The sequence below is a fragment of the Barnesiella sp. An22 genome, from assembly GCF_963931395.1.
Lineage (GTDB): Bacteria > Bacteroidota > Bacteroidia > Bacteroidales > Barnesiellaceae > Barnesiella > Barnesiella merdigallinarum.
Window position 1 is genome coordinate 835,924 of the sequence record NZ_OZ007014.1, and the last position, 18,678, is coordinate 854,601.

Sequence of the window (18,678 nt, forward strand, 5' to 3'; positions counted from 1 at the left end):
GAGAACTATGAACAAGATTTATCAGACCCGATTGGGCAATTTGAGTACCTCGGTCGTGGTGAACGGGGTGCCCCGTCGGGTTCAGTTTCGCGCGTGGGACGGCGTGAACGGCCTCTTCTCGACCGAAGACGAGGCGTTGCAGCAGGCACTGGAGCAGAGCCGGGGATACGGCCGGCGCTTTGTGCTGATGGAGATACCCGATACCCGGGTAGAGCAGGAGACCTACCAGTTGGTGCCCGGCATTCGCTCGTGGCAGGCGGCCCGCGACTATTTGAGGCAGGAACCCTATGGCCTCTCCGACGAGGAGGTCTCCACGCCGGCTCTCATCGAGCAGGCGGCCGAGCGGTTCCATTTGGTATTTACACAATTAAAGAAAAAGAAAAGACGATGAAGGTAAGAGAACACAGTCATTTGCGCGGACAAAACGGGTGCCTGGGATTTTTCTACGGGCTCGACGCGCTTCTCTCGGCCTACCCCGAGGGTGGTTTGGCCGGCGAGTTTTTCATCAACGGCAAAACCCAGTCTATCTGGGTATGGGACTCTACGGGCCGCTCGTGGTACGACACCAACCATGCGGCACCCGCTCCGTTTTTCGGCGTGGTCACCGACCCGGCCACCTTTAGCCCGGCGGTCGAGAGCGGCCAGCCGGCCAGTTTTGTCTATGTGGCCGGTTATGCCGGGTCGCATCTGTTCCCGGCATTGAAGGAGGGATCGTCCTTGACCGTGGTAACCGACTCGGCCGCCATTATCACCCTGGTATGGGACGGTTCGGTCTGGCGCGACTATGTAACGCCGCTGACCTTCGACGATGCCATCCGACCGATATATATGTATCGAGGTCAGTGGAATGGCGATGCAACCTACACGTGTGCCAACGGAGTGGTCGATGTGGTCTATTTCATGGGCCGTTATTATCGGGTGAAGGATTCGGTGGGGAGTACCAGTCTGTCGCCCGGGGCGTCGTCGAACTGGGAGGAGGTTGCCCACTTCTACGCCGTGGCCGACCGGTTGGAGATGCTGCCCGACCAACTGATGGTCTTGGATCAGCAGCAGACGATTCGAACGACCAGCGGCAACTCTTCGTGGGAGCTGTGTAACGGCGAAATCCGCCATCTGGAGTCGGGTACTTTCCTTTCGCAGAGCGGTGAGTTACGCGTCTCGAAGGAGCAGTGCGACATCATTATCAGCCCCACGATGAAGGGATTGGTATTCTGGGGACCCGATGAGAAAAATCTGGTCATCGACTGGGATACGGACGATAATATTCGCCTGACATTGAGTCAGTCCGACGACTCAGGCTCGCATCAGATACTGGTCACACCTCAGCAGATAACGCTGTCGAAACTCGACAGTGCCGGGCAGGTGCAAAGCTCGACCCGAATTTCGCCCGAGGGGATGAGTGGCAAGTTGAAGCTGTGGAGCGACACCCTGGCCGAGGGGGATATCTATGTCGACGAAAATAACTTTCTGAAACAGAAGAGGGGGTAGCGATGGAGATAAGTGTCAATGACCTCGTCGAACGGGTCAAGATAAACATGGAGGAGCTCACCGATGTGAGCAATGCCTCGGTAAAGTTGGAGGTGGGCATCGATGTCGAGCAGTATATTCGGGCCAAGTTGCCCGATGCGCTGCTGTCGGTGTGGGCTTCGACCCCGGTCGAACTGTTGCCGCAGACCGACTGCGCCTCGTCGCTGCAACCCGAGCGTCAGCCCGACGGCAGTGGCCGGGTGGTGCTGCCCTCGGATGTGTGGCGCATGACCGAGTTTTGCATGGAGGGGTGGCGACAGCCGGTTACCTCGTTTATCGACCACACCTCGCCCGCCTATGAGTTGCAATTCAACCTTTACACCCGCGGCGGCGTGGCAACTCCGGTGTGCGTGCTCTCCAACGTGGGGGGCCAGAAGTGTCTCGACTATTACTCGTTGCCGCCTCGCGTCGAGGCGCATCGGGTGAAGACGGCCCGTTACGTGGCTTATCCGCAGGCCGATGCCGACAAGTACGAGATTGCCGACTCGCTGGTACAGGTGGTTTGTTACACCTGTGCGGCTCTCGTTTACGAGATTCTGGGGCAGCCCGAGCAGGCGGCCGCCATGTTGCGCAGCATCGTCAAGTAGGGCAGGGCGACCGACATCGTGTCGCAGAAACGCTGCCGGCTCTCTGGATAGTCGGCCTCGGGGCAACCACTCCGGGGCCGGCTTGCTGTTTTATCGGGGCTCCTTTTTCTGCAACAGTTCGTAAGGGATGTGCCCTATCTGGGCAGCCGTCTCGGAGTATGAGCTGTGTACCGAGCCGAGCACCTGCCGGGTGTGCGAGAGCAGATAGAGTTCGATGAGGGCTTCGCGCATCCCCTCGAGGCTGTTGCGGTCGGCCCGGTGGGGCGAGCAGAATACCCGGTCGCCGAATCGGGCGGTGATGAGGGCCTTATCCTCTTCGGAGTCGGTCGCCAGATAGAAGGTGGTATCGGCGTTACGATCGATCTCCTGCTGCATGCGGTCGACAAAGAGTCGGGTAGGACTTTGGGCGATGGAGATGGCGTTGTCGGTACGACGGATATGCACCCCTATCGTGTGGTCGCCGAATCGGGCCCGGCGCGTCTCAATCTCCTGCTTCAGGAGGGGGTGCGGTTCGAAGAGGGCAAAGCGGTCCCACTCGGTGCGGGGTTCGTAGAAGTAGACAAAGGCGGCGATGTAGACCTTGTGGCCTCGGGCCCACGCCTCGAAATCGAAATGCTCGCGGAAGCGTCGCGACGTATCCATCTCGTACATGCGGCGGTCGAATGCCGGCTGCTGGAACAGGCGGGGAATGAAGAAGTTTTTCCGGCGGGGGCGGTCGTAGCGCAGCAAGTCGAGCCTCGAAGCCTCGGTGACGGTAACCCCCGGCCGATCGATGGGGGCAAACAGTTGGTCGAACCGGCAGTTCAGCCCCGGGTCCTTGAACCACACGATGTGCAACTCGCTGCCACATTGCCGGCTCAGGGCTACGGCCGAGTCGATTGCCCTCATGCGGTTGGCCAGCCCGCCTACGGGCACGAGCCATATACTCTCTTTTTTCATGTATGATAGCTAACTCTGAATAGGAGACAAAGGTAAGACTTTATTTTGGAAGTCGAGTCGTGTGATGCGGGTTGATGTGTTTGACGATGCCGTTTTTCAGGTGTGGCGCCCCGAATGGTTTCGTATAAAACCCGCCTCGAGGGTGTGGTATCAATTTTTATTTCACTACATTTGCATCGAATGTGAGTGAATGCCATGCGATTGAACAGAAACTGGTTGTCGGCTTATACCTGGGCGTGCGAGGGACGATACCTGCTCTTCCACCTGCTCGTGGTGCTTTGTTTCGTCTATCCCATCGAGTATCTGCATATCGAGCTGAAGTGCTCGACCATCTTCAATCTGCGCATCCTGTTGCCTCAGGGACGGCCGATAGGCGACACGCTGTTGGCCTTCTTGCCTACGGTGGGCGATGCTTTGGTACTCTCCTTGCCCCTTCTGCTCTTCACCCGCCGCCGGTGGGTGGTCTTTATCCCGCTCTTCCTCTTCGATCTCTTCTGCTTGGCGCAGAGCTGTTATGCCCGGGTCTACGAAGATGTGATGCCCTACTCGTCGTTTCTGCTCTTCGACAACGTGAACGGCGTGCTGCTCAACAGCGTGCGGGGGCTGCTTCGCTGGCGCGATGTCACCCTTTTCGTCCCTACTCTGTTGTTGCTGGCGGCCTATCTGCTCTATTTCGGGAAGCAGCGGTCGTACCCCTCGCCGCGTATCCGGTGGATAACTGCCGTCGTGTCGCTGGTGATAGCCTTGGCGGCTTACGGTGGACGGTCGTACCAGATTTACCATCGGGCGTCGGCCGACCGCGAATCGCCCTGGACCGCCTTCATCACTCCTTATAATTACCGCGAATACCTCATCTATCACGGGGTAGTGCCTTACACGGGCTATGTGCTGGTGTCGTCACTGGTACAGTCGGACGAGTTGACGGCCGACGAACGGGCAACCGTCGACAACTACCTGGTCGACATGCCCCGCTATACCGATAACCGTCTGGCCGTGGAGCCGGGGCGCAACCTGATTCTCATCGTCGTCGAATCGATGAACTCGTGGATGCTCGACCGCACGGTAGGCGGGGTGGAGATTATGCCCCGACTGAACCGTCTGTTGAGGCAAGAGGGGACCTTCGCGGCTCTCCATCTGATACCGCAGGTGAAGGATGGCCGTTCGAGCGACGGCCACCTCATGTTCAATACCGGCCTTTTGCCCGTGCGCACGGGGGCTACGGCGGTGCTCTATGGCGATAATCGCTATCCTGCCCTGGGCCATGCCCTGAAGCAGAAGGGGTACCGCACCCTCAATATCGTTTGCGACCGGGCGCAGGACTGGAACCAGGTGGAGACTTCGCCCGCCTATGGGTTCGACACCCTCTACGACAAGAGCGCTTTCGAGTCGAGCGAGATACTCGACGACTCTACCATGCTGGCCCGGGGCCTCGCCATTCTGCGCCAGACACCCCAGCCCTTCTTTGCCCAGCTGGTTACCATCTCGACCCACGCTCCCAACGGTGAGCCGGTCGAGCCCACCGCCCTGTCGCAATACCCCACGTCGTCGCACGAACTTATCAACACGATGGAGGCCTTCTACCGGCTCGACCGTCAGTTGGGCCAGTTTATCGACTCGCTGCAGGCTTGCGGACTCTACGACCGTTCGGTCGTGGCCATCGTGTCGGACCACGACGAGCTGGGACTGAATGTGCTCGAGGGGCGCACCACCCGTACGCTGGCCGACCGCGAGGTGGCCCTCCTGCTGCTGAATACACCTTATACTGTTTCGTACGAGGCGGTGGCCGGGCAGATAGACATCTACCCCACACTGCTCGATGTGATGGGTTGCAACGAATATCCCTGGAAGGGGCTCGGGTACAGTCTGTTGCGCACCCCGGTAAAGAGCGCCGTCTATTGGGACCGCAGCGTGGTGGGCGACACCCGGTCGCCCCTCGTCCCGCGGCAGCGCGAGGCCTGGGACATCTCGAACCTCATCCTCACCGGCCACTATTTTTCGAAAAAGGAATAGCTCTCCTGGAGCTGGTGGTGGACCTGCTCGATTACTCGAAACGCGATTGTTAACCCGATTTGAAAAACCCATGAAATCTTCGTTATGAATACTCAACCATCTGCTTCGCCCGATTCGGATAGTCTGGCTGCAGCCAAGTCGTACAACGACCAGGGGTATGCCTGTTTCTGCCGGGGCAACCGTGCGGAAGCGCTGGATTACTATCTCAAGGCCCTGGCCATTCGCGAGAGGGTGTTGGGCGAGAATCACCCCGATACCGCCGAATTGTACAACAATATCGGGCTCGCCTGTGACAGTCTGGGCAATTACCCCGAGGCTGTGGCGTATTATCGCAAGGCTGTAGCCATTCGCGAAAAGGTGTTGGGCAAGGAGCACCCCGATACCGCCGAATCGTACAACAATATCGGGGTGGCCTACGGCGATATGGGCAATTATGCCGAAGCGCTGGCGTATCACCTCAAGGCGTTGGCCGTTCGTGAGAAGAAGTTGGGCAAGGAGCACGCAGTCACCGCCCTCTCTTATCTCAACATCGGTTCGGCCTATCACGGTCAGGGTGAAGACTCGAAGGCGCTGGACTCTTTTTTCAAGGCCCTGGCCATTTATAAGAATGTGTTTGGCGAGGAGCATGCCTCTGTCGTTCTGGTGTATAACAATATTGCGGATATTTACACCCGTCAAGGCAATTACTCCAAAGCCCTGGATTATTACTTCAAGGCTTTGGCCGTGTGGGAAAAAGTGCAGACCGAGGAGGGTCTTGATTTGGCAGCCGTATTGTATGCCAACATCGGGCATGCCTGTTACGAGCTGGGTAACAGTCCGAGGGCTCTGGAGTATTATCTCAAATCTCTGGCTATTCGCGAAAAGAGGTCGGGGGCAAATCATCCCGATACGGCTACCCTGTGTAGCGCCGTCGGTCGCATCTATACCTTGCAGGGCGATTTTTCGGATGCCTTGAAATATTACCTCAAGGCTCTCCCGATTCGGGAGAAAGTGTTGGGCACGGTACACCCCGATACGGCCATACTCTATCATCAGGTCGGTTATCTTTATGGTGTTCAGGGCGATTACTCGCTCGCGATGGACTATTCTCTCAAGGCTCTGCCTGCGTATGAAAAGAGTGACGGAGTATCACATGCCAACAAGGCCGATTTGTATAGCCAGATTGGTTATCTCTATGGTATTCGGGGCGATTATCCCCAAGCTCTGGCCTTTCAGTTCAAGGCCTTGGCTATTCGGGAAAAGTCGCTGGGATCGGCACATCCCGATACGGCCCTCTCGTATGGCCACATCGGTTCGCTTTATGAAGCCCAGGGCGATTACTCCCATGCGTTGGAGTATCTGCAAAAGGCCTTGGCCGTGTACACACGCGAGTATGGACGGGACAACGAGTATACCCGGGCCGTCGAGCAGGAGATAGTGCAGATTAAAGAGCTCCAGTCTGGTGCGAAACAGGCCGATGAGGCCGGTGATTGAGCTCTGGCAAGACACCCGTGAACGGACCTGGCAGAATCTTGGGAGGGGACGGTCACTCCTCCCTGTCGGCTCGAATTACTCTTTACCGTTTTCGTTATTGGAATTTAATACCCAGCTGTTTGGCTCTTTGAAAAAAAAATGCGAAATTTGCCCAGCTAAAAAAGATAAAGCAAACATACACAAATAAAAGTGATTACAATGAAGAAAAGTGCACTTCAAACTGCTCGTGCTTCGTATCAGCCCAAGCTGCCCGAAGCCATCAAAAACGGCGTAACCATCGTCGAAGGCAAAGCCACTCAATCGGTGGCCGACCAGGAGGCTATCGCCAAGTTGTTCCCCAACACCTACGGCATGCCCGTGCTTCGTTTCGAAGCCGCTCCCAAGAAAGAGTATCCTGCCATCAACGTGGGTGTAATCCTTTCGGGTGGTCAGGCTCCTGGCGGACACAACGTGATTTCGGGTCTCTTCGACGGACTCAAAGCCATGAACAAGGATAGCCGTCTCTTCGGTTTCCTGTTGGGCCCGGGCGGACTCATCGATCATAAATATATGGAACTCACTGCCGACATCATCGACGACTACCGCAACACGGGTGGTTTCGACATCATCGGTTCGGGTCGTACCAAACTCGAGACGAAAGAGCAATTCGACAGCGGTCTCGAAATCATCAAAGAGTTGGGCATCAAAGCCGTGGTTATCATCGGTGGCGACGACTCCAACACCAACGCCTGCGTATTGGCCGAATACTACAAACAAATCGGTGCCGGTGTACAGGTAATCGGTTGCCCCAAGACCATCGACGGTGACTTGAAGAACGAGATGATCGAGTGCTCCTTCGGTTTCGATACCGCCTGCAAGGTATACTCCGAGGTTATCGGTAACATCCAACGCGACTGCAACTCGGCCAAGAAATACTGGCACTTCATCAAACTGATGGGCCGTTCGGCTTCGCACATCGCTCTGGAGTGTGCTCTGCAAACGCAACCCAACATCTGCTTGATTTCCGAGGAGGTCGAGGCCAAACAGATGACCCTCGACGACATCGTCAACTACATTGCCGACATCGTAGCCGCTCGTGCTGCCAAAGGTTTCAACTTCGGTACGGTGCTGATTCCCGAAGGTCTCATCGAGTTCATCCCCGCCATGAAGCGCCTTATCGCCGAACTCAACGACTTTTTGGCCAAGAATGGTGCCGAGTTTGCCATGATCAAGAAATCGGAGCAAAGAAACTATATCATCAAACACCTCTCGCCCGAAAACTCGACAATCTACGCCAGCCTGCCCGAGGGTGTGGCCCGTCAGCTCACGCTCGACCGCGACCCCCACGGAAACGTACAGGTATCGCTCATCGAGACCGAGAAACTGCTGGGCGAGATGGTAGGTCGTCGTCTGGCCGAGATGAAAGAAGCCGGTAAATATGTAGGCAAATTCGCTACTCAATACCACTTCTTCGGTTACGAAGGCCGTTGCGCCGATCCCTCCAACTTCGACGCCGACTACTGCTACTCGTTGGGTTACACCGCATCGCTGCTCGTAGGCGAAGGCCGCACGGGTTACATGTCGTCGGTACGCAACACCACCAAACCGGCCAGCGAATGGATTGCCGGCGGTGTGCCCGTAACCATGATGATGAACATGGAGCGTCGCCATGGCGAGATGAAACCGGTTATCCAAAAAGCCCTCGTTCACCTCGACGGTGCACCCTTCAAATACTTTGCCGCACATCGCGACGAGTGGGCTATGAACACCTGCTACGTATACCCCGGTCCTATCCAATACTTTGGTCCCACCGAGGTTTGCGACCAGCCCACCAAGACCCTGATGCTCGAGCAAAACGGCAAAATCGACTAATCCCGATTTAGCAAAAGGGCGTCATGCCCGTTATCAATAAACTAATCAAAAAAATCCGCACTTGCGGCTTGCAAAAATCCCCCGACCCGGAGCGTTCCGGACCGGGGGTATTTTTTGTGTATATATCACTCTGGATTCCACTGCCTGGTCCATTTCGCACTGCGGAGAGTGTGCCATATCGCGCTACGACGCGGTATCCAGGAATACTGGCAAAATTGTTGGCATAGGTAATATCTGCAACAGTTTCCAACGCCTTCTCTTTTCTGGACCCCGCATCGGGGTGCGGGGTGACTTGCCGTGTCATACCGCGCTGCGACGCGGAATCCGGGAATCTCCGGGGGGTATGACGGCTGTTCCCGTAGGAGTAAGTGGAAATAAAACCGTTTGAATGTCTTGTTTTTATTATCGGGTTGTGTTATCTTTGTTTCGTGACCGCGATGGTAATATCCCGGTAGCGGATAGAGTTGCTCTGTCGCTGTTGAGAGGTTGCCGTGGTCGGTCATGGTCTTCGGGGAGGGGTTTCTCTCTGCGAGGACAGACATATTTTTGAGAAAGCGTTTTTGCTTATCCTTTACAAGGAAATCGCCAATTTTCAATTCACGAAGGATCGAGCAGTCGAAAAGCGCTCCTGCTTGCCACTATCAACCCCGGCAAGGGGTGTTGTTATATGGCATAGCGTGGGGTGGGCTGTTTATTTCGTGAATGGGCGTTTGGCGATGCCTCTTGTAAGAATAAACAGAGTGTTCCCTACGCTTTTCTTGTTTTTAATGGGACTGCCTTTGAGGGAACAGGTAGTGAGGCTAATTATATTACTATGAAAAATTTACATTTGTGGTTCTTGTTTATCGTGCTCTTGTCGGGCATATTCCCGGCGGGAGCATACAGTTTCCAGGTTGATGGAATCTATTACGAGGTAACTGGCAACGAAGCCTCGGTTACCAGTAAGACAGGTGGAGTTTCGAATTCTTATTCGGGAGACGTGGTTATCCCCTCTACGGTTTCGTATGAGGGTAATACCTATTCGGTAACGAGTATCGGGTGGTTTGCTTTTTCCGATTGCAGCGACTTGACTGCGATAACCCTCCCGAATACGATAACGAGTATTGGCTGGAAAGCTTTTTCAGAATGCAGCCGTTTAACCTCAATTATACTTCCTCCTTCGTTGACAGCTATTGAGTATATGTCTTTCAGCGGGTGTAGCGGTTTAACGTCTGTGTCGATTCCCGACGAGGTAACGACAATCGGTGAATATGCTTTTTACGCATGTACGGGTTTGTCTACGGTGGAAATAGGGAACTCGGTAACCAGTATTGATAATTATGCTTTTGAAAATTGCATTGGCTTGACCGCAGTGACGATTCCTGATGCAGTGGAGAGTATAGGTACCAGAGCATTCTCTAATTGCAGGAGCTTGACCATGTTGAGTTTGGGTAATTCGGTAGAGCGTATCGGGAACGGAGCTTTTGTTAATTGCATTGGCTTGACGGCGGTGACGATTCCTAATTCGGTGACCAGTATTGGGTCGAGTGCCTTCTCCGGTTGCTCGGGCTTAACATCTATCACTATACCCGAGTCGGTGGCGAATATCGAGGCTGGTGCCTTTGGGGGATGTTCGAGTCTGGGGTTTGTCGAGGTATCGGAAGAGAATCCCTATTATTCATCGGTAGAGGGCGTTTTGTACGACAAGGATAAAACGACGTTGTATTTTTGTCCGGTAGTAAAGACCGAGGTCCGTATTCCCGAAACGGTGACGACTATCGGGAATGGTGCCTTTGAGGACTGTATTGGTTTAACCGAGGTAATCATTCCTAATTCGGTGAAAACTATCGGGAATAACGCCTTTGAGAACTGCAGCGGTTTGACCGAGGTGACGATTCCTAATTCAGTAACGAATATTGGAACAGATTCTTTTCGAGGATGCAGTAAACTTGAAGAGGTAACTATCCCCGAGGGTGTGATGAGTATCGGTGAAGCTGCCTTTTTCGACTGCACCGCACTGACAACTATTGTTTCGAAAGCTGTAACTCCGCCCACTGTATATTGGGGAACATTTATTCAATCTCACTATGAAAATGCTACCTTGTATGTGCCTGCCGGCAGTAAAAGTGCATATCAGAAGGCTTCGTATTGGAGTAATTTTACGAACATCATGGAGTCGCCAACCGGCGTGGAATCGGTCGATAACAACGATATGCGCGTCTATGCCGCAGGTCATACCTTGTATGTAGAGCATGTCGATGAGGCTTATCGGGTCTATACGGCCATGGGGCAGTTGGTTTATGCGGGCGACGAATCTACGGTATTGTTGCCGGGTGCAGGCCTCTATATCGTATGTGCGGGCAATCGGTCGCAGAAGGTTTGGGTGAAGTAAATAGGAATCTATTCGATACGATTGGGCGGCAGGGAGTATTACTCTGCCGCCTTTTTTGTGCCTGGTCCATTCCGCACCGTGATGCAGAATCCAGGGAATATCCGGCGGGTATGACGGCTATCCCCCTGTCGGAGTAAGTGGAAATAAAACCGGTTGAGGGTATTGCTTTTATTATCGGGTTATGCTATCTTTGTCTCGTGACCGCGATGGTATATCCCGGTAGCAGATAGAGTTGCTCTGTCGCTGTTGAGAGGTTTCCGTGGTCGGTCATGGCCTTCGGGGGAGGGATTTCTCTCTGCGAGGGCAGACATGTTTTTGAGAAAGCGTTTTTGCTTATCCTTTCATGGAAAATCGCCAAATTTCAATTCACGAAGGATCGGGCAGTCAAAAAAACGCTCCTGCTTGCCAACATCCACCCCGGCAAGGGGTGTTGTTATATGGCATAGCGTGGGGTGGGCTGTTTATTTCGTGAATAGGCGTTTGGCGATGCCTCCGTGAAGATAGACAGATTGTTCCCTACGCTTTCGTTTTTTTAAACGTCTATCCTCAAGGGGAACAGGAAGACAGATATGAAACACGATATTATGAAATCTTATTTGCCGGAGTGACTTTTGTGAGGAATTGTTTTGGGGGCTCCGATTCGTTGCTTGTGATTCTCTATGTTATATAATTTGTGGTTGCATAGGCGGCTATGGCTATTTGACGGCCCGGCTCCTTATGCAGGTGATAGGATTGAAGCGTTCGATAAATTATATTCGGAGAGTCTATTCGGTGACGATTGTTAGAGAAAAAACTTTTTATCAATGTACGAGGGGACACCAGGTTATACCCGAATCGGGAATCTACAAGTTGTGAGAGGTTGGTCCCGATTGGGATTGCCGGGTATATACGACCACGGGACGACTGGTTTATGCTGGCAACGGTATAATGGCTTTGTGCCTGAAGTCCGGCCTATGTGGTGCGTATGAGCGATTGCTCATGAAAAGTGGTAGTGAGATAATTTCTCACTGCATCAATTCTTTCTTTTTTCAGGTGACGGTGGCAGATGGTTACATCTGCCGCCTTTTTTTTGTCATACCGCGCTACGACGCGGTATCCAGGAATACGGGCAAAATTGTCGGCATAGGTAATACCTGCAACAGTTTCCAACGCCTTCCCTTTTCTGGACCCCGCATCGAGGTGCGGGGTGACGGGAAACCATAAAAAACACCCCGGCACTCGGGGGAGGCCGGGGTGGTGAGGTATGCGCGGCAGATGCCGCGTGTGGGTATTATTTGCTCTCGATTACAAGAGTAGCTTTCTTCAGTCCTTTGGCGGTAGCCTCGAGGGTGATTTTGCCCGGCTCTTCGGTCGAAGCGACGATGGCAGTCATCATGCCCGAGAATACCTTCATGCGGGGCTCCTGGAACGACTCGAGCGAGGTGGGGTCGCCGTTGGCACCGGCACGGTAGTAGCCTTTGCCTTTCACCTTGAACGAGATTTGGTTCGAGGCATTGGGGCAGAGGTTGCCCTCCTTGTCGACTACCTTGACGGTGACGAACGAGAGGTCGCGGCCGTCGGCGGCAATGGTCGAGCGGTCGGCAGTGAGTTCGATGCGGTAGGGCTTGCCGGCCGTCTTCATCTCCTTCTCGGCCACGGCGTTGCCCTGCTCGTCATAGGCTACGACCTTGACGGTACCCGGTTCGTAGCGGGTATCCATCCACATGAGGCGGTAGCGTTGCTGGCGCTTGAACTGGGCGGTCGAGATGGAGTCGCCGCTGTTGTGCACGGTCACCGAGAGATCTTTGGTGCGCTTGCCCTGGCTCTTGCCGTTGATGAAGAGCTCGGCGGTGGGGTAGTTGGTATAGACGAAGACGGGGGTTACCTCACCTTCGCGGCCCTCCCAGTTCCAGTGGGGCAGGATGTGCAGCGTCTCGGCCTCGGGGTTCCAGTGGCTGCGGTAGAGGTAGTAGCGGTCTTTGGGGATACCGGCCAGGTCGACGATGCCGAAGAGCGACGAGTGGCTGGGCCAATCGGAGTAGTAGGGAGTGGGCTCACCCAGGTAGTCGAAGCCGGTCCATACGAACTCGCCCATGCAGTAGGCCAGGTCGTCGTGCTGGATGAAGTCGTCTTCGGGCAGGTTGGACCATCCGCAGTGCTCCACGTCGTAGGAGGAGGACTGGTGGTCGGGGTATTTGGGCATGGAGCGACGCTCTACGGGGAACTTGTAGACACCGCGCGAGCTGATGGTCGATGCCGTTTCACTGCCCAGAATGATGCCTTGGGGCAGTTTCTTCTGGCTCTCGATATACTTGAAGGGGCGGTAGTTGAAGCCCGGCACGTCGAGCACGGCAGCCATGTTGTTGTTGACTACGGCATCGGGAGCATCCATACCCTGCGTAACGGGACGGGTGGGGTCCTCGCGGTGGCAGATGTTCTGCAGCCACAGGGTGAGTTTGGGGCCCTGGTCGCCCGACCACTGGTCGGGTACCTCGTTGCCGATGCACCACATCACCACGCTGGGGTTGTTGCGGTAGTGGCGCACGAGGTTGACGATGTCCTTCTCGGCCCACTCCTTAAATACGAGGTGGTAACCGTTCTGTACCTTGGCGGTGGCCCACTCGTCGAACGACTCGGCCATCACCATCATACCCATTTCGTCGCAGAGGCGCACCAGCTCGGGGGCGGGCATGTTGTGCGAGGTACGTATGGCGTTGCAGCCCATATCCTTGAGGATGCGGATTTGGCGGCGGATACCGGCCTCGTTGGCGATACCGCCCAACGGGCCCAGGTCGTGGTGATTGCACACCCCTTTGAACTTCAACGGTTTGCCGTTAAGGAAGAAGCCTTCGCCCTGGCGCACCTCGATGGTGCGGATACCGAAGGTGGTGGTATATTCGTCTTTCAGTTCGTTGCCCTCATAGACCTTCGAAACCGAGGTGTAGAGGTTGGGTGTCTCGGGACTCCACACGGCAGGATTTTCAACGACAAACTCCTGCTCGAAGGTGTTGTGGTCGAAGTCGTTGCCGCGCATGCGCTCGGTCATCAGGGTCTTGCCGCTGGGGTCGACAATCGAGGTCTCGATCACATAGTCGCTCATCGATTTCCCCTGGGGCATCTCCCACGAAGTTTTCTGCTCGACCTTGGCATAGCGGTCGTTCAGGTCGGTGGTGACGATTTGCGTACCCCACACCGGCACATGAGCCTCGTCGGTCACCAGCAGATGCACGTTGCGGTAGAGGCCGGCTCCGGGATACCAGCGCGAGCTCTCGGTGAAGTTCTCGAGCCGTACGGCCAGCGTGTTGCTCTCGCCCGGGCGCAGGTAGGGCGTGGCGTCGAAAAAGAAGGTGTTGTATCCGTTGGGCCAGTAGCAAGCCTCCTGTCCGTTGACGTAGACCCGGGCGTGGCTCATGGCGCCGTCGAATACCAGCGTATACTTTTTGCCCTCGATCGATTGGGGCACGTCGAACGAACGGCGGTACCAGCCGGTACCCACGAAGGGCAGACCGCCCGTGCGGCCGGCATGCTCCATGGCCTCTTTCTGGCCGTCCTGGACGATAGCCGTGTTCTGCTTGTCGTTATTGATACTGAAGGGTCCGTAGATGGCCCAGTCGTGGGGAATGCGGACCGACTGCCATTGCGAGTCGTCGAATTGCGCATCCTTGAATTGCGCGTTGTCTTCGCGGGTGAATTTCCACCCCTTCTCCAGCAGCGTCTCGGTGCGTACCTGTGTTTGTGCCGAAAGCCACAGCGGCAGGGCCAACAGCACCAGTAGTGTGAATCGTAGTTTCATAGATTTTTTATTGAGTGTTATAATGATGTCATGAGTTGAGATTCCGTATATTTCTGTTCTATTTTGTTTAAGATATTCCGTACATCCACTTCATACGGGGTGAACTCCTTTATGTTGGATTCTTTTATCCATAATTGCCCTTCCCCCGTGTTGCCCCGATGTTGCCCTTTCGAGTAATGAGGATTGTTCACGACGTCGGCATTGGATAGTACCCAATATATGATTCGGTCTTTCCAAACCCCAATCCATACGAAAACATGGCAGCACTTCGGTTTCAGCTGTTGAAAATTCATATCAAAGCCAAAGGGGCTGCCGTAGCTCAAGGCTTTCATAATGAGGGTCTCTTTGCTTCCTCTTTTTACAGCTCTCGATGCCTTTACTTCTATTTTTATTCCGTGGTACCAAAAATCATATTCTCCCGAGTAGCCCGGATCCAATAGTGTAGAGGGGCGTTGCAATTCGGGTACAACTTCATTTAAATGACGTTGTGCCCAATTCTCTCCGAATGTGCGAGGTGCCGTAATTTCAAAGATATACAAATATTTGTTCCGATTCAAATAGGAGGAGCGAATATTGTAATAATCTTGTATGGAAATTATTTTATGGGCAATAAGATGAGAGATGATATATTCGAATTTATTGAACGGATATATGGAGTGCAGTTTGTCCAGAACATCGTCTGACAATCTGTTTTGTTCTTCCTGTGGTAATTGTGGTATTAGCTTTTTTAGTTCTATCAGTAGATTATCCATATAGAAATTTCGTTATGTAGTTTCTTTCTTCTTGCGATATATCAAAGAGGAAATATATAAAGTCTTCAATTTCTTGTCGAGCCGATGTGTTCCCGCACAATATCTCGTCGACCTGCGTACAAAGGAATCGGTCCTCTTCGGGTGTGAGTTTGGGGAAAGGTAGTTTCGAGAGATTTCCCTTTAAGATTTTTATGTCGTTGAACTGAATCTGATAGATAAACTGGTATAGTTCGGAGTTCAGGAATGCCAATACGCTTTTTATGGAAAGCGTATCGACCGACGGAATCAGCAGGTTGGCACTATTGAGAAAGAGTCGGCCTTGGTCGTCATAGGCAAATATCAACTTTTTGGAAATAAACTTGTATGCCAGTTTTTGGGGAGCTCGGTATAAGGCGTCTTTTGCACATTGTTGCAACTGGTTTCTATCGTAGAGGATAAAGTATTTGTTCTCTTTCAGCGTGTACGGCTCTATCTCTTTCCCGGTATAAATTTTTTCGAGCGAGGGGGCCGGCTCTGTTTTCAATTTACTCTTATTGTCGCCGGTTACGATACCCAAAGCCCACATGCTGTGAGTGAGGTCGTCGTGCCGTTTTTGTTCGAGTTTCCCCAGAATGGCAGCCTCGTATGAGGTGGTAACAGGGATAGCCATGGATTTATCGGTCTGGTTGAACCGGAAAGAGACTGTATAGGAATTATTCTCTTTGCACACGGTATACTGTTGCATCGATGATGACGGCGTCTCTTTCGACAGCTTTATCTCGAAGAAGTCGGTGTATACCCCGTTGAATTTACGATTATGAATCTGTATTTCCCGTATGGCCGTATTTTTGCAGATGAAAGTGCGTATGTCGTTGTGGGTTGATATGTTGAGTATCGAAATAGGTAACAGGAATTTGAGAGTTCCTTTCTTTTTCAAGAGCGAATAACTTTTTTCCAGGAACAGCGAGGCTCTCTCCTTCGACGATATGTGTTCCGAAGGGTAGATATTTTGGCGAGTTCCTCCCCATGGCGGATTGGTATAGATATAGTCGAATGTGGTAGACAGTATCTCTTTTGTTGTTTGAGGGGTCTCTATGGTAATGCCTTGCAGGAAATCGAAACAAAAGATATGGGGCGAGAAGGTGTTGTGGGGATAGCGAATGAGGAGATTGGTTTTCGCTATCATTACGGCCAAGGGATCGATGTCGATTCCGTATAAGTTCTCGGGATTTGATGCTGCTATTTGGGTCAGGAAGGCCCCGCTTCCGCAACAGGGATCTAAAAAGCGTTTGTCATTCGACAGGCAAATATCGCTTGTCATGTCCGATACGATATGCTCGAGCGTATAATATTTACCGCTTTTGTTTCGCTCTCCTTCAGGTGTCATGGCCTGATAGATATAGCCTAAAATATCCTTCTCGATGGTAAGAATCTCTTTCGATTCTATTTCGGGAATGTATTGGTATCGATTGTATTCGGCAAAAGTCTGCTGCACATGTTTTTTGTCGATGAGCCCAAAGATGGATAATCTGTAAACGCACAACGAATAGATAATGTCGTCGATGCGATAAGGGAGTGACAGGAGGTGTGATATATAGTCTTCGAGATGATATTCGGGCAGATAAGAGGTAGGTAAAACAAGTTTTCTCGACCGGCTTTTATTGGCTCGGCTGAGTAACTTGTTTGATTTGTCGACATGCAATTTTTGCCAGTTCCGTAAAGTAGCGTTAGATACTTCTTCTCTCATTCTAAAGATTGAAAATTCTTATTCGAAATACTCGTCGTCCTCCTCTTCGCCGGGGATGTGCACGATGAAGGTGGCGGCCCCTATCGACACCACGTCACCATCGTGAAGCAGGGCCCGCTCGCGGTCGCCCAGCAGGGTGTTGCGCAGGAAGGTGCCGGTAAGGCTGGGGTTGTCGCGCAGGGTGAGTTGCGGATGGCCCCCCTTCTCCTTGACGTGGATGATGCAGTGGCGGCGGTCCATGCTCATGTCGGTGGTTTCGATGGCGATGTCGACCTCGGTCCCCTTCGAGGCGCGGCCGATGAGGTTGTCGCCCGGGTGCAGCGGAAACTCCTGCCGGTAGCCGAAGGCATTCTCGAGCACGGTGATGTAGCCGTGCGAGGTATCGAGTCTGCCCCCTTCGGCACTCTCTATCTCGTCGAGGGTCATCACGAAGCGCTTGCGGCAGTTCGGGCAGATGAACGAGATGTTGCACGAGGTATCGTAGCGCGACTCGTCGAAGGTGAAGGCTTTATCGCATTTTGGGCAAATGACCTGTTTCATGGCGGCAACTGTTATTTGGCTTGGTTGAAGTAGTAGTCGAGCACATCTTTGGCGGCCATGAACGAGCTCTGCTCGTTGTTCAGCACCTTGGCCTGTTTCTCCTCGAGCATCTTCTCGATTTGCGGGTTACGGTAGAAATGGTCGCGCAACTGTTCGTTGATGGTTTCGAACATCCAGTATTTGGCCTGCTCCTGACGCTTGTAGTCGAAGTAGCCGTTTTTCTTGACGAAGGCCACGTAGTTGTCGATCATCTCCCACACCTCGGCGATGCCTATCTCGTAGTAGCCCGAGTAGGTGAGCACCTGGGGCGTCCAGCCCGAAGGCGTGGGGGGGAACAGGTGCAGGGCGTTACGGAACTGCGCCTGGGCCAGCTTGGCCTTCTCGATGTTGTTGCCGTCGGCCTTGTTGATGACGATACCGTCGGCCATCTCCATGATGCCGCGTTTGATGCCCTGCAGCTCGTCGCCGGTACCGGCCAGCTGGATGAGCAGGAAGAAGTCGACCATCGAATGCACGGCCGTCTCCGACTGGCCCACACCTACGGTCTCGACAAAGATGTTGTTGTAGCCGGCGGCTTCGCACAGCACGATGGTCTCGCGGGTCTTGCGGGCTACGCCGCCCAGCGAACCGGCCGAGGGGGAAGGCCGTATGAAGGCGTTGGGATGAACCGAGAGCTTCTCCATGCGGGTCTTGTCGCCCAGAATACTCCCCTTGGAGCGCTCGCTGCTGGGGTCGATGGCCAGCACGGCCAGTTTTCCGCCCCGCTTGAGCACGTGGAGGCCGAAGGCGTCGATCGAGGTACTTTTGCCCGCACCCGGCACACCGGTGATACCCACCCGCACCGAGTCGCAGGCGTGGGGCAGACACTTCTCGATTACCTCCTGGGCGATGGCCTGGTGTTCGTAGCGGTTGCTCTCGACCAATGTGACGGCCTGGCTCAGGATACTCGTGTCGCCTTTGATGATGCCCTCTACATATTCGGCCGCGGTGAAGGAGCGGCGACGGGCTGTCCGCATTTTTTTCAGATAGGGATTGACCGTGGGGGGTTGTTCAATGCCTTTGTTTACGGCAAGGCCGGCATATTGTGCGTCGTTCTCGGGATGTTCCATAATTTTTTTCTGTGTTAAGAG

14 protein-coding genes are annotated in these 18,678 nt (G+C 53.8%); 7 read left to right on the forward strand and 7 right to left on the reverse strand.

Features of this window, described 5'->3' with window-relative positions; all coding sequences use genetic code 11:
- Positions 1-7 precede the first annotated feature (7 nt).
- From ABGT88_RS03345 to ABGT88_RS03355, 3 genes are read left to right on the forward strand one after another with little or no spacing between them, the layout of a single operon-like run.
- A complete protein-coding gene (locus ABGT88_RS03345; protein WP_087408982.1) occupies positions 8-391 on the forward strand; it encodes a hypothetical protein in 384 nt (127 codons plus the stop codon).
- Complete coding sequence (locus ABGT88_RS03350; RefSeq protein WP_143240953.1) at positions 388-1,488, forward strand: hypothetical protein; 1,101 nt, start codon at positions 388-390, stop codon at positions 1,486-1,488. Before ABGT88_RS03345 ends, ABGT88_RS03350 begins: the two co-directional genes overlap by 4 nt.
- Positions 1,489-1,490: 2 nt before the next feature.
- Complete coding sequence (locus ABGT88_RS03355; protein ID WP_087408984.1) at positions 1,491-2,114, forward strand: hypothetical protein; 624 nt, start codon at positions 1,491-1,493, stop codon at positions 2,112-2,114.
- 90 nt (positions 2,115-2,204) lie between these two features.
- On the opposite strand, the gene ABGT88_RS03360 is transcribed toward ABGT88_RS03355, so the two are convergent.
- Positions 2,205-3,053 (reverse strand): glycosyl transferase, encoded by an 849-nt coding sequence (locus ABGT88_RS03360; RefSeq protein ID WP_258327869.1) that lies wholly within the window; start codon positions 3,051-3,053, stop codon positions 2,205-2,207.
- Positions 3,054-3,248: 195 nt separating this feature from the next.
- On the opposite strand from ABGT88_RS03360, the gene ABGT88_RS03365 reads away from it, so the two are divergent.
- From ABGT88_RS03365 to ABGT88_RS03380, 4 genes are all read left to right on the forward strand, one after another.
- Positions 3,249-5,063 carry an LTA synthase family protein gene (locus ABGT88_RS03365; RefSeq protein ID WP_346700431.1) on the forward strand — a complete coding sequence of 605 codons (1,815 nt, stop codon included), beginning with the start codon at positions 3,249-3,251 and terminating at the stop codon, positions 5,061-5,063.
- An 84-nt stretch (positions 5,064-5,147) separates the two neighbouring features.
- Positions 5,148-6,536: a tetratricopeptide repeat protein gene (locus ABGT88_RS03370; protein ID WP_346700433.1), complete on the forward strand. Its 1,389-nt coding sequence runs from the start codon at positions 5,148-5,150 to the stop codon at positions 6,534-6,536.
- 198 nt (positions 6,537-6,734) lie between these two features.
- Complete coding sequence (locus tag ABGT88_RS03375; RefSeq protein ID WP_087408988.1) at positions 6,735-8,387, forward strand: diphosphate--fructose-6-phosphate 1-phosphotransferase; 1,653 nt, start codon at positions 6,735-6,737, stop codon at positions 8,385-8,387.
- A gap of 814 nt (positions 8,388-9,201) precedes the next feature.
- Positions 9,202-10,758, forward strand: a complete 1,557-nt coding sequence (locus tag ABGT88_RS03380; protein WP_346700435.1) for a leucine-rich repeat domain-containing protein — start codon at positions 9,202-9,204, stop codon at positions 10,756-10,758.
- Positions 10,759-11,709: 951 nt separating this feature from the next.
- Here the strand turns inward: ABGT88_RS03380 and ABGT88_RS03385 are convergent.
- From ABGT88_RS03385 to meaB, 6 genes are all read right to left on the reverse strand, one after another.
- A complete protein-coding gene (locus ABGT88_RS03385) occupies positions 11,710-11,907 on the reverse strand; it encodes a hypothetical protein (protein WP_298662999.1) in 198 nt (65 codons plus the stop codon).
- A gap of 121 nt (positions 11,908-12,028) precedes the next feature.
- Positions 12,029-14,530 carry a beta-galactosidase GalB gene (gene galB / locus ABGT88_RS03390; protein ID WP_258327873.1) on the reverse strand — a complete coding sequence of 834 codons (2,502 nt, stop codon included), beginning with the start codon at positions 14,528-14,530 and terminating at the stop codon, positions 12,029-12,031.
- Positions 14,531-14,547: 17 nt separating this feature from the next.
- A complete protein-coding gene (locus ABGT88_RS03395) occupies positions 14,548-15,282 on the reverse strand; it encodes a hypothetical protein (protein ID WP_346700438.1) in 735 nt (244 codons plus the stop codon).
- Entirely contained in the window at positions 15,275-16,756 is a 1,482-nt protein-coding gene (locus ABGT88_RS03400) for a TaqI-like C-terminal specificity domain-containing protein (RefSeq protein ID WP_346700440.1), read from the reverse strand. Before ABGT88_RS03400 ends, ABGT88_RS03395 begins: the two co-directional genes overlap by 8 nt.
- A 270-nt stretch (positions 16,757-17,026) precedes the next feature.
- Positions 17,027-17,548 (reverse strand): FHA domain-containing protein, encoded by a 522-nt coding sequence (locus tag ABGT88_RS03405; RefSeq protein WP_087408994.1) that lies wholly within the window; start codon positions 17,546-17,548, stop codon positions 17,027-17,029.
- An 11-nt stretch (positions 17,549-17,559) separates the two neighbouring features.
- Positions 17,560-18,657, reverse strand: a complete 1,098-nt coding sequence (gene meaB, locus ABGT88_RS03410) for a methylmalonyl Co-A mutase-associated GTPase MeaB (RefSeq protein ID WP_298663060.1) — start codon at positions 18,655-18,657, stop codon at positions 17,560-17,562.
- Between the last annotated feature and the right edge of the window lie 21 nt (positions 18,658-18,678).